Below are 16,386 nucleotides of genomic sequence, written 5' to 3'. Positions count from 1 at the left end.
CTGACACTTGTCTTTATTTGGATCGAAAATATTGGGCGTGGGAGCGGTGGCAGAAGAGGGAAAGCTGGGATCTACGAATCGAGACCAGGTCGGTTGAGGCGGCCGTTTCCGATGACCGCAGCAGTGAACGATGATAAGTCTTCAGTCTCGAAGAACCGCCGACCGTCGACGAGTGTCGGAGTTCGCATCTGCTCGTGGAGCGCGCCGAGGTTGAGGTCGCAATACTCGTCGTGTCCCGTCGCAAGGACGACGCCGTCAAACTGGTAGTCACCCTCTGGGTCTGCAACTGGTGTCGCCGCACACTCTTGGATTTCGTCGGCAGACAGTAGCGGATCGTGCGCGTGTACGTTCGCACCACGTTCGTTGAGTTCCCAGATCACCTCGAGTGCCGGTGCATATCTGAGCTCGTTCACGCCAGCACGGTACGTTAACCCGAGGACAAGCACGCGAGCGGTCTCTATTTCTCGACCTTCCTCTGCGAGGAGAGCTTGCAGGACATCGACGGTATGCGTCGGCATTCCGAGGTTAACGGTGCGAGCGGTCTCGACCAGCGGGGTCTCCGAGGCCTGGTTCATGACGAAATGTGGATATACGGGGATGCAGTGGCCGCCGACGCCGACCCCTGGAACGTGAATATCACAGTACGGCTGACTGTTTGCTGCGTCGAATACGGTCTTTGAATCGAGCCCCCACTCCTCACACGCTTTCCCAAGTTCGTTCGCGAGTGCGATGTTAACGTCTCGATACACTCCCTCGAATACCTTCACTGCTTCTGCTGCGGTGGCGCTCTCCAGTGGACGGACACCTTTCTCGTTGATGGCGTCGTAGATCGCAGTCGCACTGTCAGTTGCTTTCGATGTGGTCCCGCCAACGATTTTGGGGTACGAAGACGTCAGGTCGGCGACGACACGGCCAGACGACGTTCTCTCTGGGCAATGCGCGATCCCGAAGTCCTCCCCGGCACGCAGTTCTGTCTCGGATTCGAGCGCCTCTGCGAACGGGCCGGCAGTCGTTCCGGGAGGGACTGTGCTCTCCAGAATAACGAGGTCTCCGGAAGAGACCCCAGCAGAGATGTCTCGAGCCGCTTCGAGGATGGCATCGAGCACTGGGTTACCACTGTCGTCGACGAGTGTCGGTACGAGGACAATCATCACATCGGCCCTCTCTGCAGCATCGACACAATCTGAGGTTGCAGTCAACCGGTCGCCAGCGTGCGTCGCCACGAGCTCGGGTACTTGTGGCTCGCCATCGATGGGGCACTCAGCGTCATTCACCTGTTCGACGATGGTTTCATCGATATCGACACCGACGACTGATGCACCAGAGTCTGCAAGCACGGACGCCAATGGGAGACCCATCTTTCCGAGGCCATACACCGCTATCGTCAGTCCAGACAAATCGTCTTCGAACGAAGAGACTCTCAGCGCCATAGGGTAGCTACATCAGGATATGCGACCGTACAATAAGAGGTTTCGAAATCCATCAACATGTATTTACGAACGTTACTCAACGTCTCTGCTATGGAAGACTCTATTCCGCTTATTGAGCCCGTCGTTGGTGACGAAGAGCTGGAGAACGTGAAGGCCGTTCTGGAGTCGGGATATATGACTCAAGGACCGTACTCCGACGAGTTCGAGGAGAGTTTCTCCTCGTTCGTGGACGCCGAACACGGTATCACCATTACCTCGTGTACGACCGGTCTGGACGCTGTTCTCGAGGCGCTCGACATCGGGGAGGGGGACGAAGTCGTCGTTCCGGATTTCACCCACCCCGCGACGGCGAACGTCGTCGCACACCGCGGTGCCACACCAGTCCTCGTGGACGTTGACGAGAACACGTACAACATCGATCACGACGCGCTCGAGAGTGCCGTCGGGGAGGAAACCGGTGCCGTCATTCCCGTCTCCTGGGGCGGTCAGCCGCTCGACCCCGCCCCACTCCGACGTCTGCAGGACGAGTACGATTTCGCCGTCGTCGAGGACGCCGCGTGCTCAGCGGGTGCAGCCTACGACGGAGGGCAGACGGGTTCGCAGTTCGATGCGAGCGTGTTCAGCTTCCATCCGCGGAAGGTCCTGACAACTGGTGAAGGTGGCATGATCACGACCGACGACGACGATCTCGAACGCGCGATTCGAGAAATCAAGAACTTCGGGACCGTCCCCTCCGACCCTGATGTTGGGTTCCGTCGCGCGAGTGCGTCCAACTACCGGATGAGCGATATCCTCGCTGCTGTCGGGGTCGCACAGATGGAGAAACGCGACGACATCATCGGGACGCGACAGTCCCTTGCAGAGCGGTACACAGATTTGGTCGCGGACATCGATGGTGTGCGCGCACCGTTCGTCCCCGAGGCATCAGAACACGTCTTCCAAGCGTACTGTGTGTACATCGAGGCAGGAGATGAGAACACACGTGACCAGATCCTCGATGCGATGCGCGACCGCAACATCGAGACGCAGATTGGGACGTACGCACTCCACCTGACCGAGGCGTTCGGCGACGCAAAGCGTGTCGGGTCGCTGGACGCCTCCGCGGGACTCCAGGACAACCTTCTCACCCTCCCAATCGCCCACAGTATGACTGATGCTGATCAGGACCGCGTCGTCGCCGCCCTCGACGAAGAACTCGACGCGTACCGGTAAGCGACCACGGCGGCCGGAGCTACACTCTCGCCCCGACGGTACCGACGATTCGCCACGTCCGTTCGCGGACCATCGACGAGAGCGTCAACAGGCACACACCGTACGTGAAAGCGCCGACGAACACTGGCACGAGGACGAACCAGTACGGGAACATCGCGATTGCGTTGTCGGTGATGACGACCGCCGCGCTCATCGCCACGGCCGCGATTGCCTGCTTCAGTATCTCGCCGTACGGCATCTGGAAGTCGAGAACCTGTCGCTGGTAGTAGAGTGCCAGTGCTGTCGACACCAGTCCGGAGCCGGATGTCGCGACGGCCGCGCCGATCAATCCGTACTCCGTGACGAGAACGACATTTCCGATGAGATTGCAGACCACGTAGCAGAGGTTCACGCGGAACGCAAGGTCCGGACGGTTGAGCGCGTTCAGTATCGTTATCATGAGCCGTTCGTAGGAGATGAAGAGCGCGAAAAGGACGAGAACGAGAAGTACCTGCTGTCCCTGTACGAAGTCCGGTCCGAAGAACCTGAGGAGGTCTGCACCGAGCAGCCAGGAGCCGGCGACTCCCGGAATCACGATGACGCCGACGAATGCGAGACCGGTCTCCGTAACCTCGCGAATGCGTTCCAGTTCGTTGTTCTCCGCGAGCTCGCTCACCTTCGGGAACAACGTGTTGCTGAGGGAGTCACTGGCCAAGAAGAGGAACAACGTCAACGTCCATCCCGCCTCGTACACTGCGATCAGCGTATTCGAGACGAAGAACCCGAGAACGATGGTGTCCATCCACCGGGCTGCGCGTGAGCGGAGGAACCCCATCCACGAGTACTTCGCGAAGGCGAGCAGGCTCGCAGCGTGTTCGCGGGTCGGGGCGGTGAGCCGATTACCGATGAGGAGTGCCCCAACTACCACCGCGAGCAGCATTGAGGCGATGTAGCCGACGAGCAGCCCGGCGAGGGTGGCACCGAGAACGGCAAGTCCGATCTGGGTGAGGGGACGGGTCGTACGCTCGCCAAAACGGAGTATAGACGCTGTCGCCACCCGGTTCTCACCGCGGAGACCCGCGTCGAACGCGAGATGACACACTCGCAACACCAGAATCACCGCAATGAAGACGGTGACATCTGCGCCCACGTACTCGGTGACCCAGGTTCGGAATGCGAATAGCAGGACGAGGACCAACCCAGTGAGCGAGAGCTGTATCGTGACCCCCGTGAAGAAGTATTTGTCCTGTTCGGTTCCCTCGCTGATTCGCTTGACCAGCGCCGGGCCGAGTCCGGCACTCGAGACGAGTTCGAGCCAGACGATGAGACTCAGTGCGAGGACGTACGTGCCGAGTGCTTCCGCACCGAGGATGCGCGCGAACACGATCGTGGCCACTGCACCGAGCACAGCCGAAAATACTCGTAGGACGAACTGGAGGATGGACGTTGTCGAAGCCTTCATTATGTGGGTTCTTTCTCGCGGGTGCCGTTGAGACCGTCACCGGTTGAACACTTGCAACTCTCCTGTCCTCTGGGATACGCCGGTACAGTCACTCCACTCCGACTCTTGAGGACATACGGTTCGTAGAGAGACCACCTGTGTCGGGGCATCCGTTCGCTCCTGGCCTCCGTTAGTATCCACGCATTCCCGGGGATAGTTGAGAGTTCCTATCACCGTCCGGGCCACAGTAGTTGCAGTGTACCTCAATCAGCCGAAACCTTCTAATTAGGGACGGGCCACTATTTGGACAGACATAATGAGATGAGTAGGACTGTTTCAGTCTTGAGGCCGGCTCAAACAATACAGCTCACTGGACTGGCCGCAATCCTACTCGCCGTTCTCTTCGTTCTCCCACCGACTTTCGCGGTACTGTTTGTCGGTGTCGTCGTCCTCTTCATCGGCGTGCTCGCATACCGACTGAAAAACTACCTCGTGACGGTCTTTGCTGCTGCTCTCCTGTTTCGGCTCTCGGTAATCGTTGGTGATACAATTGTTGGCGTCCTTCCGACACCGCCGATTGTTACTGGTCATCATGAACGTGCAGGTGCGCTCGCAGCAGCTTGGACGACCGGTGACCTCTTCAGCGCAATAACGAGTATCACAGCGATGCGGACGTTCGTTGCACACTTGCTTGCACCGTTCTACGTTATTCTCGGTGATGCGATGCTCGTCGGTCGATTCGCCATCGCAGTGTTCAGTCTAGCTGTCGGATATCTCATCTTCATCTTGGCACAGCGTGCCGTGAGTAGACGAGTTGCGACTACTGCTGCGGCAACTGTCCTCTTCTGGCCGACGTTCGTGTATCGGTCGGTGGTCATACAGCGAGAGGTTCTGGCTGCGATCGTCTTGCTCTCGTTTCTTTGGGCAACGGTCCAGTGGTTAGATTCGTTCAGCAAGCAATCAGTGCTTGTCGCAGGTCTCGCAGTCCCGATAATGGCTATCCTTCGAGAAGAGAACCTGGTCCTGGTTGCCGCACTTCTGGGGACGCTGTTTCTGATACGGGCTCGTCACAGGCCGCAGTACATCGCTGTCTCGGCTCTTGCAACCATTCCGTTCTTGGTCTTCTTCGCCCTGAATTTCCACTCGTTTACGGGGTATGGTCGCACACTGTCGCCCTCCGCTATCGACGCATTCGCACAGTCCCGCGCCCGGGGCTCTTCAGCGTATCTCACTGACCTCCACTACGAGACATGGTTAGATATCGTGCTTTATGCACCATTGAAGGTGGTGTATTTCCTGTATACACCGTTCCCGTGGCAGGCGTCCGGAGTAACAGAGACGGTCGTTGGTGTGAGTGCGTTTGGTCTACTTGCAATGACCGTTCTCGCGAGGCGCGGAATCGGCACTCTCAGTGACGACCCCGCATTCCTCACGCTACTGCTTACGTACCTCGTGCTCGGCGTGCTCACATACTCGATAGTCGAGATGAACTATGGCGCGGCGGTTCGGCGTCGCATCCAGTTCGTCCCTATTCTCCTGCTGCTCGGGGTGATAGGAGCCTCACGGCTCGGCGTAAATATTCGTCTTCCAGAAATAGGACGGTCGAATTAAGAGGCACAGTTGTTCCTGTCTCGGATTCGACTGGAACACAGCCAATTCACGGGGGCTATCGTACTACCAAGAGGGATTCGGTTTAATTTGCAGAGTCAAAGCCCACGACTCGGCCTTGGGCCGTTGTGTGGTGCATGTCTATACAATGTGATGAGAGTATCACCGTTGGCTCTCGGATAAGGGGCTACATGAACCGGCGGTCAAAATCGCAGAACGACGAACTGTTACATCCCATGTCTCGTTGACGGGATTAGTAATCTCTTTATGCGTCGTGCCTACATCTCCCCGGTAATGCCCACCCAGCCTAACGTCCTCTTTCTTGTCGTCGATTCTATCCGATACGACACTGCCCGGGAGTCCGATTTTCCAACCCCGAATATTGACCGGCTCGCGGACAACGGCGTCGAGTTCACCAACTGCTTCGCGCAGGGTGTCAGCACTGCGCCGTCGATGACCGCGATGCTGACAGGACGGTACCCCCTCGACTATGGCGGCCACTGGTACCTCGAGGAGGAGCAGCCGACGATGGCCGAGCAGTTCCAGCGCAACGGCTACACGACCGGTGCGATACACTCGAATCCGAACGTCTCCCGCCTCCGCAACTTCCACCGCGGCTTCGATACCTTCGAGGAGAACATCCTCCCCTTCGAGGCTGACGGCATCGTCGAACGAGCACCCGACGACCTGCTCCGGTACGCGAACAAGTTCGCCCGGGTCCTCCGTCGAACACCGTACATGCCGATCGAGACGGTCAACGAGCACCTCCGGAACTGGATCTCGGAGAAGAGTGAACCGTGGTTCCTCTGGACCCAGTATATGGACGTGCATGGCCCGTATCTCCCCGGCGACGATTTCACCTACCGGAACAAGTTCCGTGCGGAGCGTCTCTGGCGGAAAGCGGCGGTGAACACTCCCGAGCAGGTCACCGATGAAGAGCACGAGGAGCTCTGGGAGAACTACAGGAAGGAAGTCCGGTATCTCGACCGCGAGCTCGGTTCGTTCCTCGACGAACTCGACTCCCGGGGACAGCTGGACGACACGGTCGTGATACTCGTCGGGGACCACGGAGACGAGTTCACGGAACACGGCCGATACGGACACGGGAACCTGCCGTACGACGAGCTCACACACGTCCCGCTGATCGTACAGTTCCCCGAGAGCGCGGACATCGAGCAACCGGCGACGGTCGATACCCTCGTCAGGACGATCGATATCCTCCCGACGATGCTCGATATCGCCGATGCGGAGCTCGCTCCCGAGATGAAAGAGCGGATCGAGGGGGAATCGCTTCTCCCGGTCCTCGAAGGAGACGACCCCAGTTACGATATGGTGGTCACCGAGAAGGAGATGCGGGGCGAGGACCACCTCAGGTTCGGGTTCCGGACGGCGGAGACGAAGTACCTGTACGACGGGAAGGAGGACGAGCACTACCTCTACGACCTGACCACAGACCCGGCCGAGCAACAGAACCTCGCGGATAGCGAGTCTCTCGACCAGTTTACCACGGCTCTGGACGACCGTCTCAGGAAGATCGAGTCGACCTCTGCCGGCGTCGAAATCCCGGACTTCGACGACCATCAGGGTGTCGAGGAACGACTCAGTGCACTCGGCTACAAATGATGGAGCACAACGTCGTTCTGATCGTGATGGACACGGCCAGAGCGACGACACTCGAGCAGTTCGTGGAGTCCGGGAACTCGATTTTTGCAGAGCTCGCCGAATCCGGCCAGATGTACACGAATGCCACCGCGACCACCTCGTGGACACTGCCCTCTCACGCCTCCCTCTTCACCGGTACGTATCCATCGAAACACGGTGCCCACGCGGGACATAAGCGCCTGGACGACCGACTGCCGGTGCTCGCGGAGATTCTTTCGGACAACGGGTACGAAACGGTCGCGGTCTCGAACAACACCTGGATCAGCGAAGAGTTCGGCTTCGCCCGTGGGTTCGAGACGTTCTACAAGACCTGGCAGTATGTCCAGTCCGAGACCGACCTCGGGAGGGTTGCCCGGGAGGAGGAAGGCATGAGCAAACTGTGGGGCGCACTGAAGGCACTATTCGATGGGAACCCGGCAACCAATCTGGCCAATGCTGTCTACGGGCAGTTCTTGCGGAAGAACGAGGACGACGGGGCCAGCCGCACGAACGACTGGGTCGAGGGGTGGCTCGCTGACAGGGACCGTTCTCGGCCGTTCTTCCTCTTCATCAACTATCTGGAGCCGCATCTGGAGTACCGGCCACCGAAGGACCACGCCGAACAGCACCTTCCGACCGGGGTTTCATTCGAGGAGGCGATGACGGTGAACCAGGACGCCTGGGGGTACATCACAGACAACATCGAGATGTCGGACGACGATTTCGAGATCCTCCGTGCCCTCTACCGTGCTGAGATATCCTACCTCGGTGAGAAGATTCAGAGCGTCGTGGAGATGCTCGAATCTGCCGGTGAGTGGGAGGAAACCGTCTTCGTCGTGACGAGCGACCACGGTGAGTATATCGGCGACCACGGCCTGATGGACCACCAGTATGCACTCTACAATCCGGTCCTGCGTGTGCCCCTGTTCATCCATGGTGGGCCATTCGGAACTGGTCGCGTCGACGACCTCGTGCAGCTCGTTGACGTCGCTCCGACACTGCTTGACGCTTTAGATATCGACGCCTCGAACAGGGGGAAGGAGTTCCAGGGCATCTCGTTCCACCCCGGGTCTCAGGAGACACGTGAGTACGCGTTCGCAGAGTATCTCGCGCCACAGCCGTCGATGGAGGCGTTGAGCGAACGCGTCGGCGAACTCTCAGACGATGTCCGGCGGTACGACCGGTCGCTCCGTACCATCCGTACGTCCCGGTTCAAGTACATCCGTGGATCTCGGGGGTCTCAAGAACTGTACGACATCGAGCAAGACGCGGACGAGGGCACCAATTTGGCCGACACGCGGACGGAAGTTCGTTCGGAACTGGATCAGGCACTGGACGAGTGGCTCCTGTCGTTCGACCATGCTCCCGATGGCTCCGAAGTCACCATCGACGGAGATACCAAGAGCCGACTTGAGGACCTCGGCTACCTCCAGTAACGGCCACTGTCCGCTCGCATGTAGCCGTCTTGCCGACGGCGGTGTATCGACGGTCTGGGAGTTCCGACTCACCGTATTAGCTCGCGCATCTGTGACCGGTAAGCCAACGCGCTGTTGACCTCCGTCGTGCCGAAGAGAGAACTAGTGGGCCAGTTCCTCCAGGACCGCTGTCGTGTTCGCAACCGTGTCTGCCCAGTCGAATCGTTGCTCGATGACCGGCCGGGGGTCCTGGTGTCCATCTTGGAGGACTGTTCTGATCCCGTCACTGAACCCGTCCACGTCCCCAACGGGAACCGTGACTCCCCCTCTCTCTGCGATAGGTGCGACCTGCTCTAATTCACTCACGACTACGGGTACGCCCGACGCCATCGCCTCCAGTACCGTTCTGGGTAGTCCTTCAGCCCTGCTGGGCAAGACCAATGCGTCGCCTGCCCGGAACACTGCCGGCATTTCTTCGTACGGCACTTGCCCAAGACACTCTACATTCTCTCCCGCCAGCCCTTCTATCTCCTTTCGCAGGGGGCCATCGCCCACCACATACAGCTTCGCGTTCATCTCGTCTGACAGTCTCGAAACAGCCTCGACGGCGTCTCTCGGCCGTTTCCCCTCGACCAATCGACCGACGAACAGCACTACTGGCCCGTCGTGGGCGATTCGGTCACTACTCTCGCCGTCCGGTCTGAAACGGTCTGTATCGACGCCGTTGGCCACCACCTCGACCCGTGACCTGACCCCGAGGTCTTGGACACGTCGTTTATCCTCGTCGGTGTAGCAGAACACCACTTCGGCTCGGTTGAACGTCCATCGTCCCGCCGTCCGCAGGTATAGATCGAAGAGCCACTCGGGAGCGTTCTGACTGTAGAGACCATGGTTGGTGAGTGCAAGGGGGACGTCACCGAGTCGACGTCGGATTGCGGCCAGGTTTGTCGAGAAGTAGAGGTGTGAGTGGGCATGAATAACGTCGAACTCCTCTGCGTTTCGCAGGAACCGATGCACGCCGGCAGAAATCTCGTTTCCTAACAGCTCCACAGTTGGCCTTTGACGAACGACAGTGTATCCGTTTCGTTGTTCTCGGCGTGGGAGGTTCTCGTCGCCCGAGACTGTCACCACAGTGATATCGTGTCCGAGCGCGGCCTGTTCACGTGACATCGCATGCACGTGATAGGAACCACCCCCGGGGACCTCCGGATAGAGGTTCTGTGCGACGCGTAGTATCCGCATTACCTACTCCTCCAGGACCAGGGGTTCGTACCAGTTCCGGTTCGCTCGATACCAGTCGATGAACTCGCTGACTCCATCACGAATCGTTCGGCTCGGGTCGTAGCCGAGTAGCTCCGAGGCTTTTGAGCTGTCCGCATGCGTGTGTTCGGCGTCTGCTTCGTACTGGTCCTCGAAAACGATATCCTGCTCTGGGGCGAGTTGATCACGAATCTCCTCCGCTAACGTGAGAATTTCTATCGAATCTGTGCTCCCGATGTTGAGAACTTCACCGTCCGCTGCGTCTTTTGACAGTAATCTGGCGTTCGCATCGACGACATCGTCGATGAACGTGAAGTCCCTCGTCTGCATCCCATCACCGTAGACGACGGGCGGCTTCCCGTTCAGACAGCGCGAAACGAAATTGGATATCGCCATGTTCGGGCGCATCCGTGGGCCGTAGACGGTGAAGTACCGTAGTGCAACTGCGGGGAGATCGTACACCTCACTGTACGCGCAGGTGTACCGCTCCGCTGCGAGCTTCGAAGCTCCGTACGGGCTAATTGGCATCGTCGGATGTGACTCATCGTAGGGGAGATACTCGGGTCGTCCGTAGACGGACGACGAAGACGCCAGGACGACGCGTTCGATGTCCGAATCACGTGCAGCATCGAGTACGTTCAGCGTGCCATCGACGTTGATATCGTCGTACCTTCGAGGGTTCTTCACGCTCGGTCTCACGCCCGCCTGCGCTGCCTGATGATATACGTAGTCTACATCGTCGACGAGGTCGGTGACCAGCTCCAAGTCCCGTACGTCACCCTCGACGAAATGATACGAACCATCTCCCTCGACCGCACGCTGTTCACAAATATCGATCGTGTGCTGCTTGAGACGCGTATCGTAGAACGGCTCGAGACTGTCCAGAACCGTCACACTGTGTCCATCAGAGATAAAAGATTCCGCGAGATTTCCGCCGATAAAACCCGCACCGCCCGTGATGAGGATATCCATACTGGAACAAGTGTAATGGGTGACGAAAACGCTTCGATTTTAGTGTTCACCGCTGGTTCCGCAAACGTTTAGTCAGAGTGATGGGCATGCTTCGTCAGCATGGAACAGGTGAGACTCTGATGGAAATACTTGACGACGAGGGGAACCTCTTTGGCGTTATCAACGTCGTTGACGTGTTTGTCGTTCTGCTCGTCATTGGGGTCAGCGGTGCTGGCGTCGCGTTCGTGGTCTCCGACGATTCGAAACCTCGACCAACCACGGAAACCCGTTATGCCACACTCGACCTCGGTGCCCAACCGGCGTATGTCTCATCACTCATCGAGGAAGGTGATACCGTCTCCCTCAGCGAAACGGAGGAGCTAGTTGTCACGGACGTATACACAACTGATCAGGGGAACGATAGACGGGTTCTCGTTCGAGTGTCACTGACCGGGGAATGGTCCGGCGACAGTATAACGTACGGTGGCGGTCCTCCACGGGTCGGTCGTGACCTGACCATCACGACCTCGGAGTACAGTACGTCGGGGCGTATCATCACGACGGGTTCGAGCAGTCCTGAACTCGACCTGCAGAACACACGTGTCCTCCTCGAAACAACGGTTTCGGCCGAGGAAGCAGTACGCATCGACGCAAACACCACCGTCGTACGGAACAATCGGACGATCGCAACGATAGAGACCTTCCAGATCTACGAGACAGACGACTCGGGTCAGCGTCGTGTCATCGTCGTTGCGAACCTGCTCGCCCATGAGGACCGGCACACGCTTCGTTTCGGCGCGACGCCGGTCAGACTCGGTCAGACGGTGCAACTCACCACTGGCGAATTCGACATCCGCGGGACGCTTCTTCGAACCGACGTGACCGAACTCCCGGTATCACAGACGGACGTCCTTGTTCGCACCGAACTCGACAGCGAGACGCTAGCACAGCTCGAAATCGGTGACGAATATCTTATCAACGACCAGACTGTTGCGAGTATTCGGACGATTGATGCTTACGCGACCGGCGATTCAGACGGTCGGCTTGCTTACATCGGCGTCACATACCGGACGTACCAGCCACGCGAAAATCCGCGGTTCGCCGGACAGGAAATTCGTGAGGGAGCAGACCTCCCGTTCCGAACCGACGAGTATGGGTTCGAGGGCCGTGTTGTTCGCGTGAACGCACTCGAACAGCGTGGTACGGAAGCGACACGGACGGTCACGTTGGAACTGGAGAACGTCGAACCTGATGTTGCGAACGGCATTGAGCGAGACATGACCGAGGAGGTCGCTGGCGAAACGATCGTCGACGTTTCGAACGTCGATGTGGAACCGACGCAGGTCGTGGTCACCAGCAACGACGGCAACGTCTTTGTCCGTGATCATCCGGTGAACAAGGACGTGACAATCACCGCCGAACTTCAGGTACGCGAGTCGGCAACCGGAATCACGTTCAAAGGATCACCACTCAGGCAGGGTGACACCGTCTTGTTGGACTTCGGAACAATCGTGATACGTGCGACCGTGGTGTCTGTCTGAGCCATGAAAGAAGACGTGGTGAAGGGAGAAGATGGTGGGCTGGTACCTATGAAGATCCGGCGGTCCCTAAACCGCTCACAGATTGGCACCACGATTGCCCGAATCTCGGCGGGTTTCTTGGACTCGCGACTCGTGGGGGCGAGTGAACGGGTCGTGACAACGGTACGGGAATCCTCCACCTACAAGTGGTTGACGAAGGAGCCAGAGCCCGTTGGTGTGGTTGTCGACCTGCGTGATTCGTACACTGTCGGCACGCTCACGAGACTGGGTGACGTGGCCGTCGAACGAATCGAGCCGTACTGGCAGACCTCTAGAGTGAGGTCGGGTGTCGGGACTGTCAATCGAGGGGTGAGAAAGGTAGCAGAGACGGAGGGCGGACGGTGGCTGGTTCGTACGCTCAGACCTCCTGTTACCCCTGAGGAGACCTCCGGCGAACCGGGGGCCGGAGAATCTGGGTGATTCGCAACAGATGACAAGACTCCGGTTCCCGCTGCTCCCGAGACCTCTCAGGTGGCTCGGAGTTGCCGGTGTACTCGGCGCCATAGTCTACTTTTCCCTCCTCAGGGCGGTTCCCGGGCCACCAACACCGACACCCTTCTGGGACAAGCGCCTCCACTTCGCGGCCTATGCGGCGCTCGCGTTCGCGTTCGCCTACGCGACGGCACGACAGCGCGACAGACCGTACCGGCGTGCCGCACTCGTCATCGGTGGCACGGTCGGTTTCGGCCTCCTCATCGAACTAGCACAAGGGACGCTCCCGTACCGGTACTTCGGCTGGGGCGACCTGCTAGCGAACACCCTTGGCGCACTGCTCGTGAGCGTGTGGTTCGTCGTCGAGCGCAGAATCAGGTACGTCCGTGCCCGAAAACTCGCCGCTGAACTCAACCAGAACTGACTACTCGACGGTCACGCTCTTCGCGAGATTTCGCGGCTTGTCGATGCTCCGCCCGAGCAGGTCAGCGCTTCGGTACGCAATCAACTGCAGCACGACGTTCGCCAGCAACGGCGCGATGTGCGGATGTGTTTCAGGAACCTCGATGACCTCGTCCACATATCCCTCAAGCTCGACACGACCGTCGGTCACCGCAATCACGGGCGCGTCCCTTGACTCGACCTCCTTGATGTTCCCAATTGTTTTTTGAGTCTCCTCGTCGTCGCCGGTCAACACGGCCACCACAGGCGTATCCTCGGTCACCAGCGCCAGCGACCCGTGTTTCAGCTCCCCAGCGGGGAACCCCTCGGCGTGGACGTAGGTGATCTCCTTGAACTTGAGCGCGCCCTCAAGCGCGACCGGATGGTTCAGCCCGCGGCCGACGAAGAAGCAGCGCTCGGCGGCGGCCAGCTGCGCCGCGGCGGACCGAACGTTCACCCTGTCCAGCACGGACTGGAGGTCGCCGGCCAGATCACGGAGCCCCGTCAGCACGCCCGCATCGTTGCCGTTCATCGCTTCCACCAGCAGGTTCACCGCGACGAGCTGGGAGGTGAAGGTCTTCGACGCCGCGACGCCGATCTCGGGGCCGGCGCGGATGTACATGGTGTGGTCGCACTCCCGGGTCACCGACGACCCGACCACATTCGTGAGCGCAAGCGTCTCCGCGCCCCGCGCTTTCGCCTCGCGCAACGCGGAGAGCGTGTCGGCGGTCTCGCCGCTCTGGGTGATGGCGACGACGAGTTCGTCCGCTCCCACGGGCGGGGGACTCGTCGCGTACTCGCTGGCGATGAACGTCTGGGCCGGGATGCCCATCTCGCGGAAGAGGTGCGCCGCGTAGAGGCCGGCGTGATACGACGTGCCGCAGGCGAGGAACTGGACGCGTTGCGGTCGCTCCAACCCCGAGAGCTCCGACAGCTCCACACGCCCGCGCAGCTCGTCGACGCGACCGCTGAGGCACTGACGGATGGCGTGGGGCTGCTCGTGGATCTCCTTGAGCATGTAGTGGTCGTAGCCGCCCTTGCCGGTGTCCTCGGTGTCCCAGTCGACCGTCTCGATGGGTTTCTCGATGGGCGTCCCCGTGGAATCCATGACAGTCAACCCGCCCGGTCGCAGCGTGGCGAACTCGCCGTCGTCGAGGTAGACGACGCGGTCGGTGTAGTCGAGGAAGGCGGGGACGTCGCTGGCGAGGTGGAACTCGTCGTCGGCGACGCCGATGACCAGGGGGGAGTCCTCGCGCGCGGCGAAGATGGCGTCGACGCCGGCGACGACGACGCCGACGGCGTAGCTGCCCTCGATGCGCTCGACGGCGTTCCTGACCGCGGACTCGGGGTCGGTGCCCGCTTCGAGGCGCTCCTCGACGAGGTGGGCGACGACCTCGGTGTCGGTCTCGCTCTCGAACTCGTGGCCGCGGGCCCGGAGCTCCTGTTTGAGCACGTCGTAGTTCTCGATGATTCCGTTGTGGACGACGGCGACGCGCCCGCTGCAGTCGGTGTGCGGGTGTGCGTTCGCGTCGGTGGGGGCGCCGTGGGTGCTCCAGCGGGTGTGGCCAACGCCGACGTTGCCGTGGAGCGAGGTGGTCCGGACCGCGTCCTCGAGCGCCTCCAGCTCGCCGGCGCGCTTCTCGACCGACAGGGACTCGTTCGAGAGCGCGACGCCGGCGGAGTCGTACCCTCGATATTCGAGGTTCGACAGTCCGGTCATGAGCACGTCCAGCGTCTCGTCGGGGCGGCCGACGCAGCCGACGATGCCGCACATCAGCGCATCACCCGCCCGTTCTCGGGGATCACTCCGGAGACGGTCGTCCCCACATCGAGTTCAGCGTTCGGGCCGACGAGCGTTCCAGGTACCAGGGTCACGCCACCCCGGGCCGTCGCGCGGTCGGCGACCAGTGCGCCCAGGCGGCGGTCCTCGTGGACGGTCGTCCCGATGGCGACGTCGGCGGGTCCGCCGGGGGCGACACAGCCCGCGCCCAGGGAGACGCGCTGGCCGGTGACGCAGTCGACGAGCGTCGAGCCAGCGCCGACGCGCGTGTCGGCGTCGAGCACGGAGCGCTCGACGGTCGCGTTCGAGCCGACGGTGACGTTCTGCCCGAGCGCGACGTTCGGGCCGACGACGGCGTTCGCGCCGATCTCGGAGTCGCTGCTGACGACGACGGGCGGGTGGAGGACGGCGTCCTCGTGGATGCGGACGCGCTCGGCGCACCAGACGCCCTCGCGGACCTCCGTCCCGTCGATGTCGCCACGGGCGAGCAGTTGCTGGCTCACGGCGAGCAGGTCCCACGGGTAGGTCGCGTCGGTCCACAGCCCGGCGGTGTGTGCGGCCCGGACCTCGAAGCCGGAGTCGACGAGCGAGCTGATGGTGTTGGGCAGGGTCAGTTCGTCGCCCTGCTCGATGGCGTACTCGACGGCGTCGAACAGCGACCCGTCGCAGGCGTAGACGCCGGCGTTCAGCAGGCGGTACTCGTCGCCGCCCGGCCGCTCGACGATGCGGGTGACGCGGTCGCCGTTCGCCTCGACCGCGCCGTACATCGACGCCTCGTCGCTCTCGATGACCGCGAGGGTCACGTCGCTCGCCTCGTCGTGGGCGGCCATCACGTCGGCGACGAGGTCGCCCTGGATGACCTGGTCGCCGTTGACGACGAGGAAGTCGTCGTCGAGCGCGTCGCGCGCCTGGAGGGCGGCGTGGGCGCTGCCGAGCTGTCGCTCCTGGGCGTGGTAGCTCACGGGGACGCCACGGTAGGTCGAGCCGACGTGGCCCTGCACGCGGTCGCGCTTGTAGCCGACGACGACGTGCAGCTCCTCGATGCCGGCGTCGACGAGCGCGTCGAACACGTACTCGATGATTGGTCGGTTCGCGGCGGGGAGCATCGGTTTCGGCCGGTTCCGTGTCAGCGGGCGCAGCCGTTCTCCTTCCCCTGCGGCGAGGACCACGGCCGCAGTGATACTCATTGGAGGAAGGACACCTTTCGACGGTAATA

At 60.7% G+C, this 16,386-nt stretch carries 13 protein-coding genes; 7 read left to right on the top strand and 6 right to left on the bottom strand.

What is annotated here, in order from left to right; all coding sequences use genetic code 11:
* Positions 1–71: 71 nt before the first annotated feature.
* Positions 72–1,430: a nucleotide sugar dehydrogenase gene (locus tag ACSG06_RS21180; protein WP_440992281.1), complete on the bottom strand. Its 1,359-nt coding sequence runs from the start codon at positions 1,428–1,430 to the stop codon at positions 72–74.
* A 57-nt stretch (positions 1,431–1,487) separates the two neighbouring features.
* Here ACSG06_RS21180 and ACSG06_RS21175 point away from each other — a divergent pair, with 57 nt between their 5' ends.
* The gene (locus ACSG06_RS21175; RefSeq protein ID WP_440992280.1) at positions 1,488–2,642 is read left to right on the top strand and encodes a DegT/DnrJ/EryC1/StrS family aminotransferase; all 1,155 of its coding nucleotides are present in this window, start codon (positions 1,488–1,490) and stop codon (positions 2,640–2,642) included.
* 19 nt (positions 2,643–2,661) lie between these two features.
* On the opposite strand, the gene ACSG06_RS21170 is transcribed toward ACSG06_RS21175, so the two are convergent.
* Positions 2,662–4,083 carry an oligosaccharide flippase family protein gene (locus ACSG06_RS21170; RefSeq protein ID WP_440992279.1) on the bottom strand — a complete coding sequence of 474 codons (1,422 nt, stop codon included), beginning with the start codon at positions 4,081–4,083 and terminating at the stop codon, positions 2,662–2,664.
* A 300-nt stretch (positions 4,084–4,383) separates the two neighbouring features.
* Between ACSG06_RS21170 and ACSG06_RS21165 the strand changes: the two genes are divergently transcribed.
* The 3 genes from ACSG06_RS21165 (at position 4,384) to ACSG06_RS21155 (ending at position 8,747) form a co-directional block, all read left to right on the top strand.
* A complete protein-coding gene (locus ACSG06_RS21165) occupies positions 4,384–5,673 on the top strand; it encodes a hypothetical protein (RefSeq protein WP_440992278.1) in 1,290 nt (429 codons plus the stop codon).
* Positions 5,674–5,964: 291 nt separating this feature from the next.
* Complete coding sequence (locus ACSG06_RS21160) at positions 5,965–7,293, top strand: sulfatase family protein (RefSeq protein ID WP_440992277.1); 1,329 nt, start codon at positions 5,965–5,967, stop codon at positions 7,291–7,293.
* Positions 7,290–8,747 carry a sulfatase family protein gene (locus tag ACSG06_RS21155; RefSeq protein ID WP_440992276.1) on the top strand — a complete coding sequence of 486 codons (1,458 nt, stop codon included), beginning with the start codon at positions 7,290–7,292 and terminating at the stop codon, positions 8,745–8,747. The genes ACSG06_RS21160 and ACSG06_RS21155 overlap by 4 nt, the downstream gene beginning before the upstream one ends.
* Positions 8,748–8,888: 141 nt before the next feature.
* Here the strand turns inward: ACSG06_RS21155 and ACSG06_RS21150 are convergent, their stop codons facing one another.
* Positions 8,889–9,968, bottom strand: coding sequence for a glycosyltransferase family 4 protein (locus ACSG06_RS21150; RefSeq protein ID WP_440992275.1), 1,080 nt, complete (start codon positions 9,966–9,968; stop codon positions 8,889–8,891).
* 3 nt (positions 9,969–9,971) lie between these two features.
* The gene (locus tag ACSG06_RS21145; RefSeq protein WP_440992274.1) at positions 9,972–10,958 is read right to left on the bottom strand and encodes an SDR family oxidoreductase; all 987 of its coding nucleotides are present in this window, start codon (positions 10,956–10,958) and stop codon (positions 9,972–9,974) included.
* A gap of 119 nt (positions 10,959–11,077) precedes the next feature.
* On the opposite strand from ACSG06_RS21145, the gene ACSG06_RS21140 reads away from it, so the two are divergent.
* From ACSG06_RS21140 to ACSG06_RS21130, 3 genes are read left to right on the top strand one after another with little or no spacing between them, the layout of a single operon-like run.
* Positions 11,078–12,478, top strand: coding sequence for a DUF4330 domain-containing protein (locus ACSG06_RS21140; RefSeq protein ID WP_440992273.1), 1,401 nt, complete (start codon positions 11,078–11,080; stop codon positions 12,476–12,478).
* Positions 12,479–12,481: 3 nt separating this feature from the next.
* Positions 12,482–12,937 (top strand): hypothetical protein, encoded by a 456-nt coding sequence (locus ACSG06_RS21135; protein WP_440992272.1) that lies wholly within the window; start codon positions 12,482–12,484, stop codon positions 12,935–12,937.
* Positions 12,938–12,947: 10 nt separating this feature from the next.
* Positions 12,948–13,373 (top strand): VanZ family protein, encoded by a 426-nt coding sequence (locus ACSG06_RS21130; RefSeq protein ID WP_440992271.1) that lies wholly within the window; start codon positions 12,948–12,950, stop codon positions 13,371–13,373.
* Here ACSG06_RS21130 and glmS read toward each other — a convergent pair whose 3' ends face one another.
* Together glmS and ACSG06_RS21120 are read right to left on the bottom strand one after the other, a co-directional pair.
* A complete protein-coding gene (glmS, locus tag ACSG06_RS21125; RefSeq protein ID WP_440992270.1) occupies positions 13,374–15,164 on the bottom strand; it encodes a glutamine--fructose-6-phosphate transaminase (isomerizing) in 1,791 nt (596 codons plus the stop codon).
* Entirely contained in the window at positions 15,164–16,357 is a 1,194-nt protein-coding gene (locus tag ACSG06_RS21120) for a sugar phosphate nucleotidyltransferase (protein ID WP_440992269.1), read from the bottom strand. Before ACSG06_RS21120 ends, glmS begins: the two co-directional genes overlap by 1 nt.
* Between the last annotated feature and the right edge of the window lie 29 nt (positions 16,358–16,386).

The organism is Haloarchaeobius baliensis, assembly GCF_052060055.1.
Classification (GTDB): Archaea; Halobacteriota; Halobacteria; order Halobacteriales; family Natrialbaceae; genus Haloarchaeobius; species Haloarchaeobius baliensis.
The sequence above is the reverse complement of the archived record's forward strand: the minus strand, read 5'-3'. Positions and strand labels throughout refer to the sequence as shown.

Excerpts from the sequence above, each read along its gene's own strand:
- ACSG06_RS21140 (WP_440992273.1), top strand. The coding sequence starts at position 11,078 with ATGGAAATACTTGACGACGAGGGGAACCTCTTTGGCGTTATCAACGTC.
- ACSG06_RS21175 (WP_440992280.1), top strand. The coding sequence starts at position 1,488 with ATGTATTTACGAACGTTACTCAACGTCTCTGCTATGGAAGACTCTATT.
- ACSG06_RS21170 (WP_440992279.1), bottom strand. The coding sequence starts at position 4,083 with ATGAAGGCTTCGACAACGTCCATCCTCCAGTTCGTCCTACGAGTATTT.
- ACSG06_RS21120 (WP_440992269.1), bottom strand. The coding sequence starts at position 16,357 with ATGAGTATCACTGCGGCCGTGGTCCTCGCCGCAGGGGAAGGAGAACGG.
- ACSG06_RS21180 (WP_440992281.1), bottom strand. The coding sequence starts at position 1,430 with ATGGCGCTGAGAGTCTCTTCGTTCGAAGACGATTTGTCTGGACTGACG.
- ACSG06_RS21165 (WP_440992278.1), top strand. The coding sequence starts at position 4,384 with ATGAGTAGGACTGTTTCAGTCTTGAGGCCGGCTCAAACAATACAGCTC.
- ACSG06_RS21130 (WP_440992271.1), top strand. The coding sequence starts at position 12,948 with ATGACAAGACTCCGGTTCCCGCTGCTCCCGAGACCTCTCAGGTGGCTC.
- ACSG06_RS21145 (WP_440992274.1), bottom strand. The coding sequence starts at position 10,958 with ATGGATATCCTCATCACGGGCGGTGCGGGTTTTATCGGCGGAAATCTC.
- ACSG06_RS21150 (WP_440992275.1), bottom strand. The coding sequence starts at position 9,968 with ATGCGGATACTACGCGTCGCACAGAACCTCTATCCGGAGGTCCCCGGG.
- ACSG06_RS21135 (WP_440992272.1), top strand. The coding sequence starts at position 12,482 with ATGAAAGAAGACGTGGTGAAGGGAGAAGATGGTGGGCTGGTACCTATG.
- glmS (WP_440992270.1), bottom strand. The coding sequence starts at position 15,164 with ATGTGCGGCATCGTCGGCTGCGTCGGCCGCCCCGACGAGACGCTGGAC.
- ACSG06_RS21160 (WP_440992277.1), top strand. The coding sequence starts at position 5,965 with ATGCCCACCCAGCCTAACGTCCTCTTTCTTGTCGTCGATTCTATCCGA.
- ACSG06_RS21155 (WP_440992276.1), top strand. The coding sequence starts at position 7,290 with ATGATGGAGCACAACGTCGTTCTGATCGTGATGGACACGGCCAGAGCG.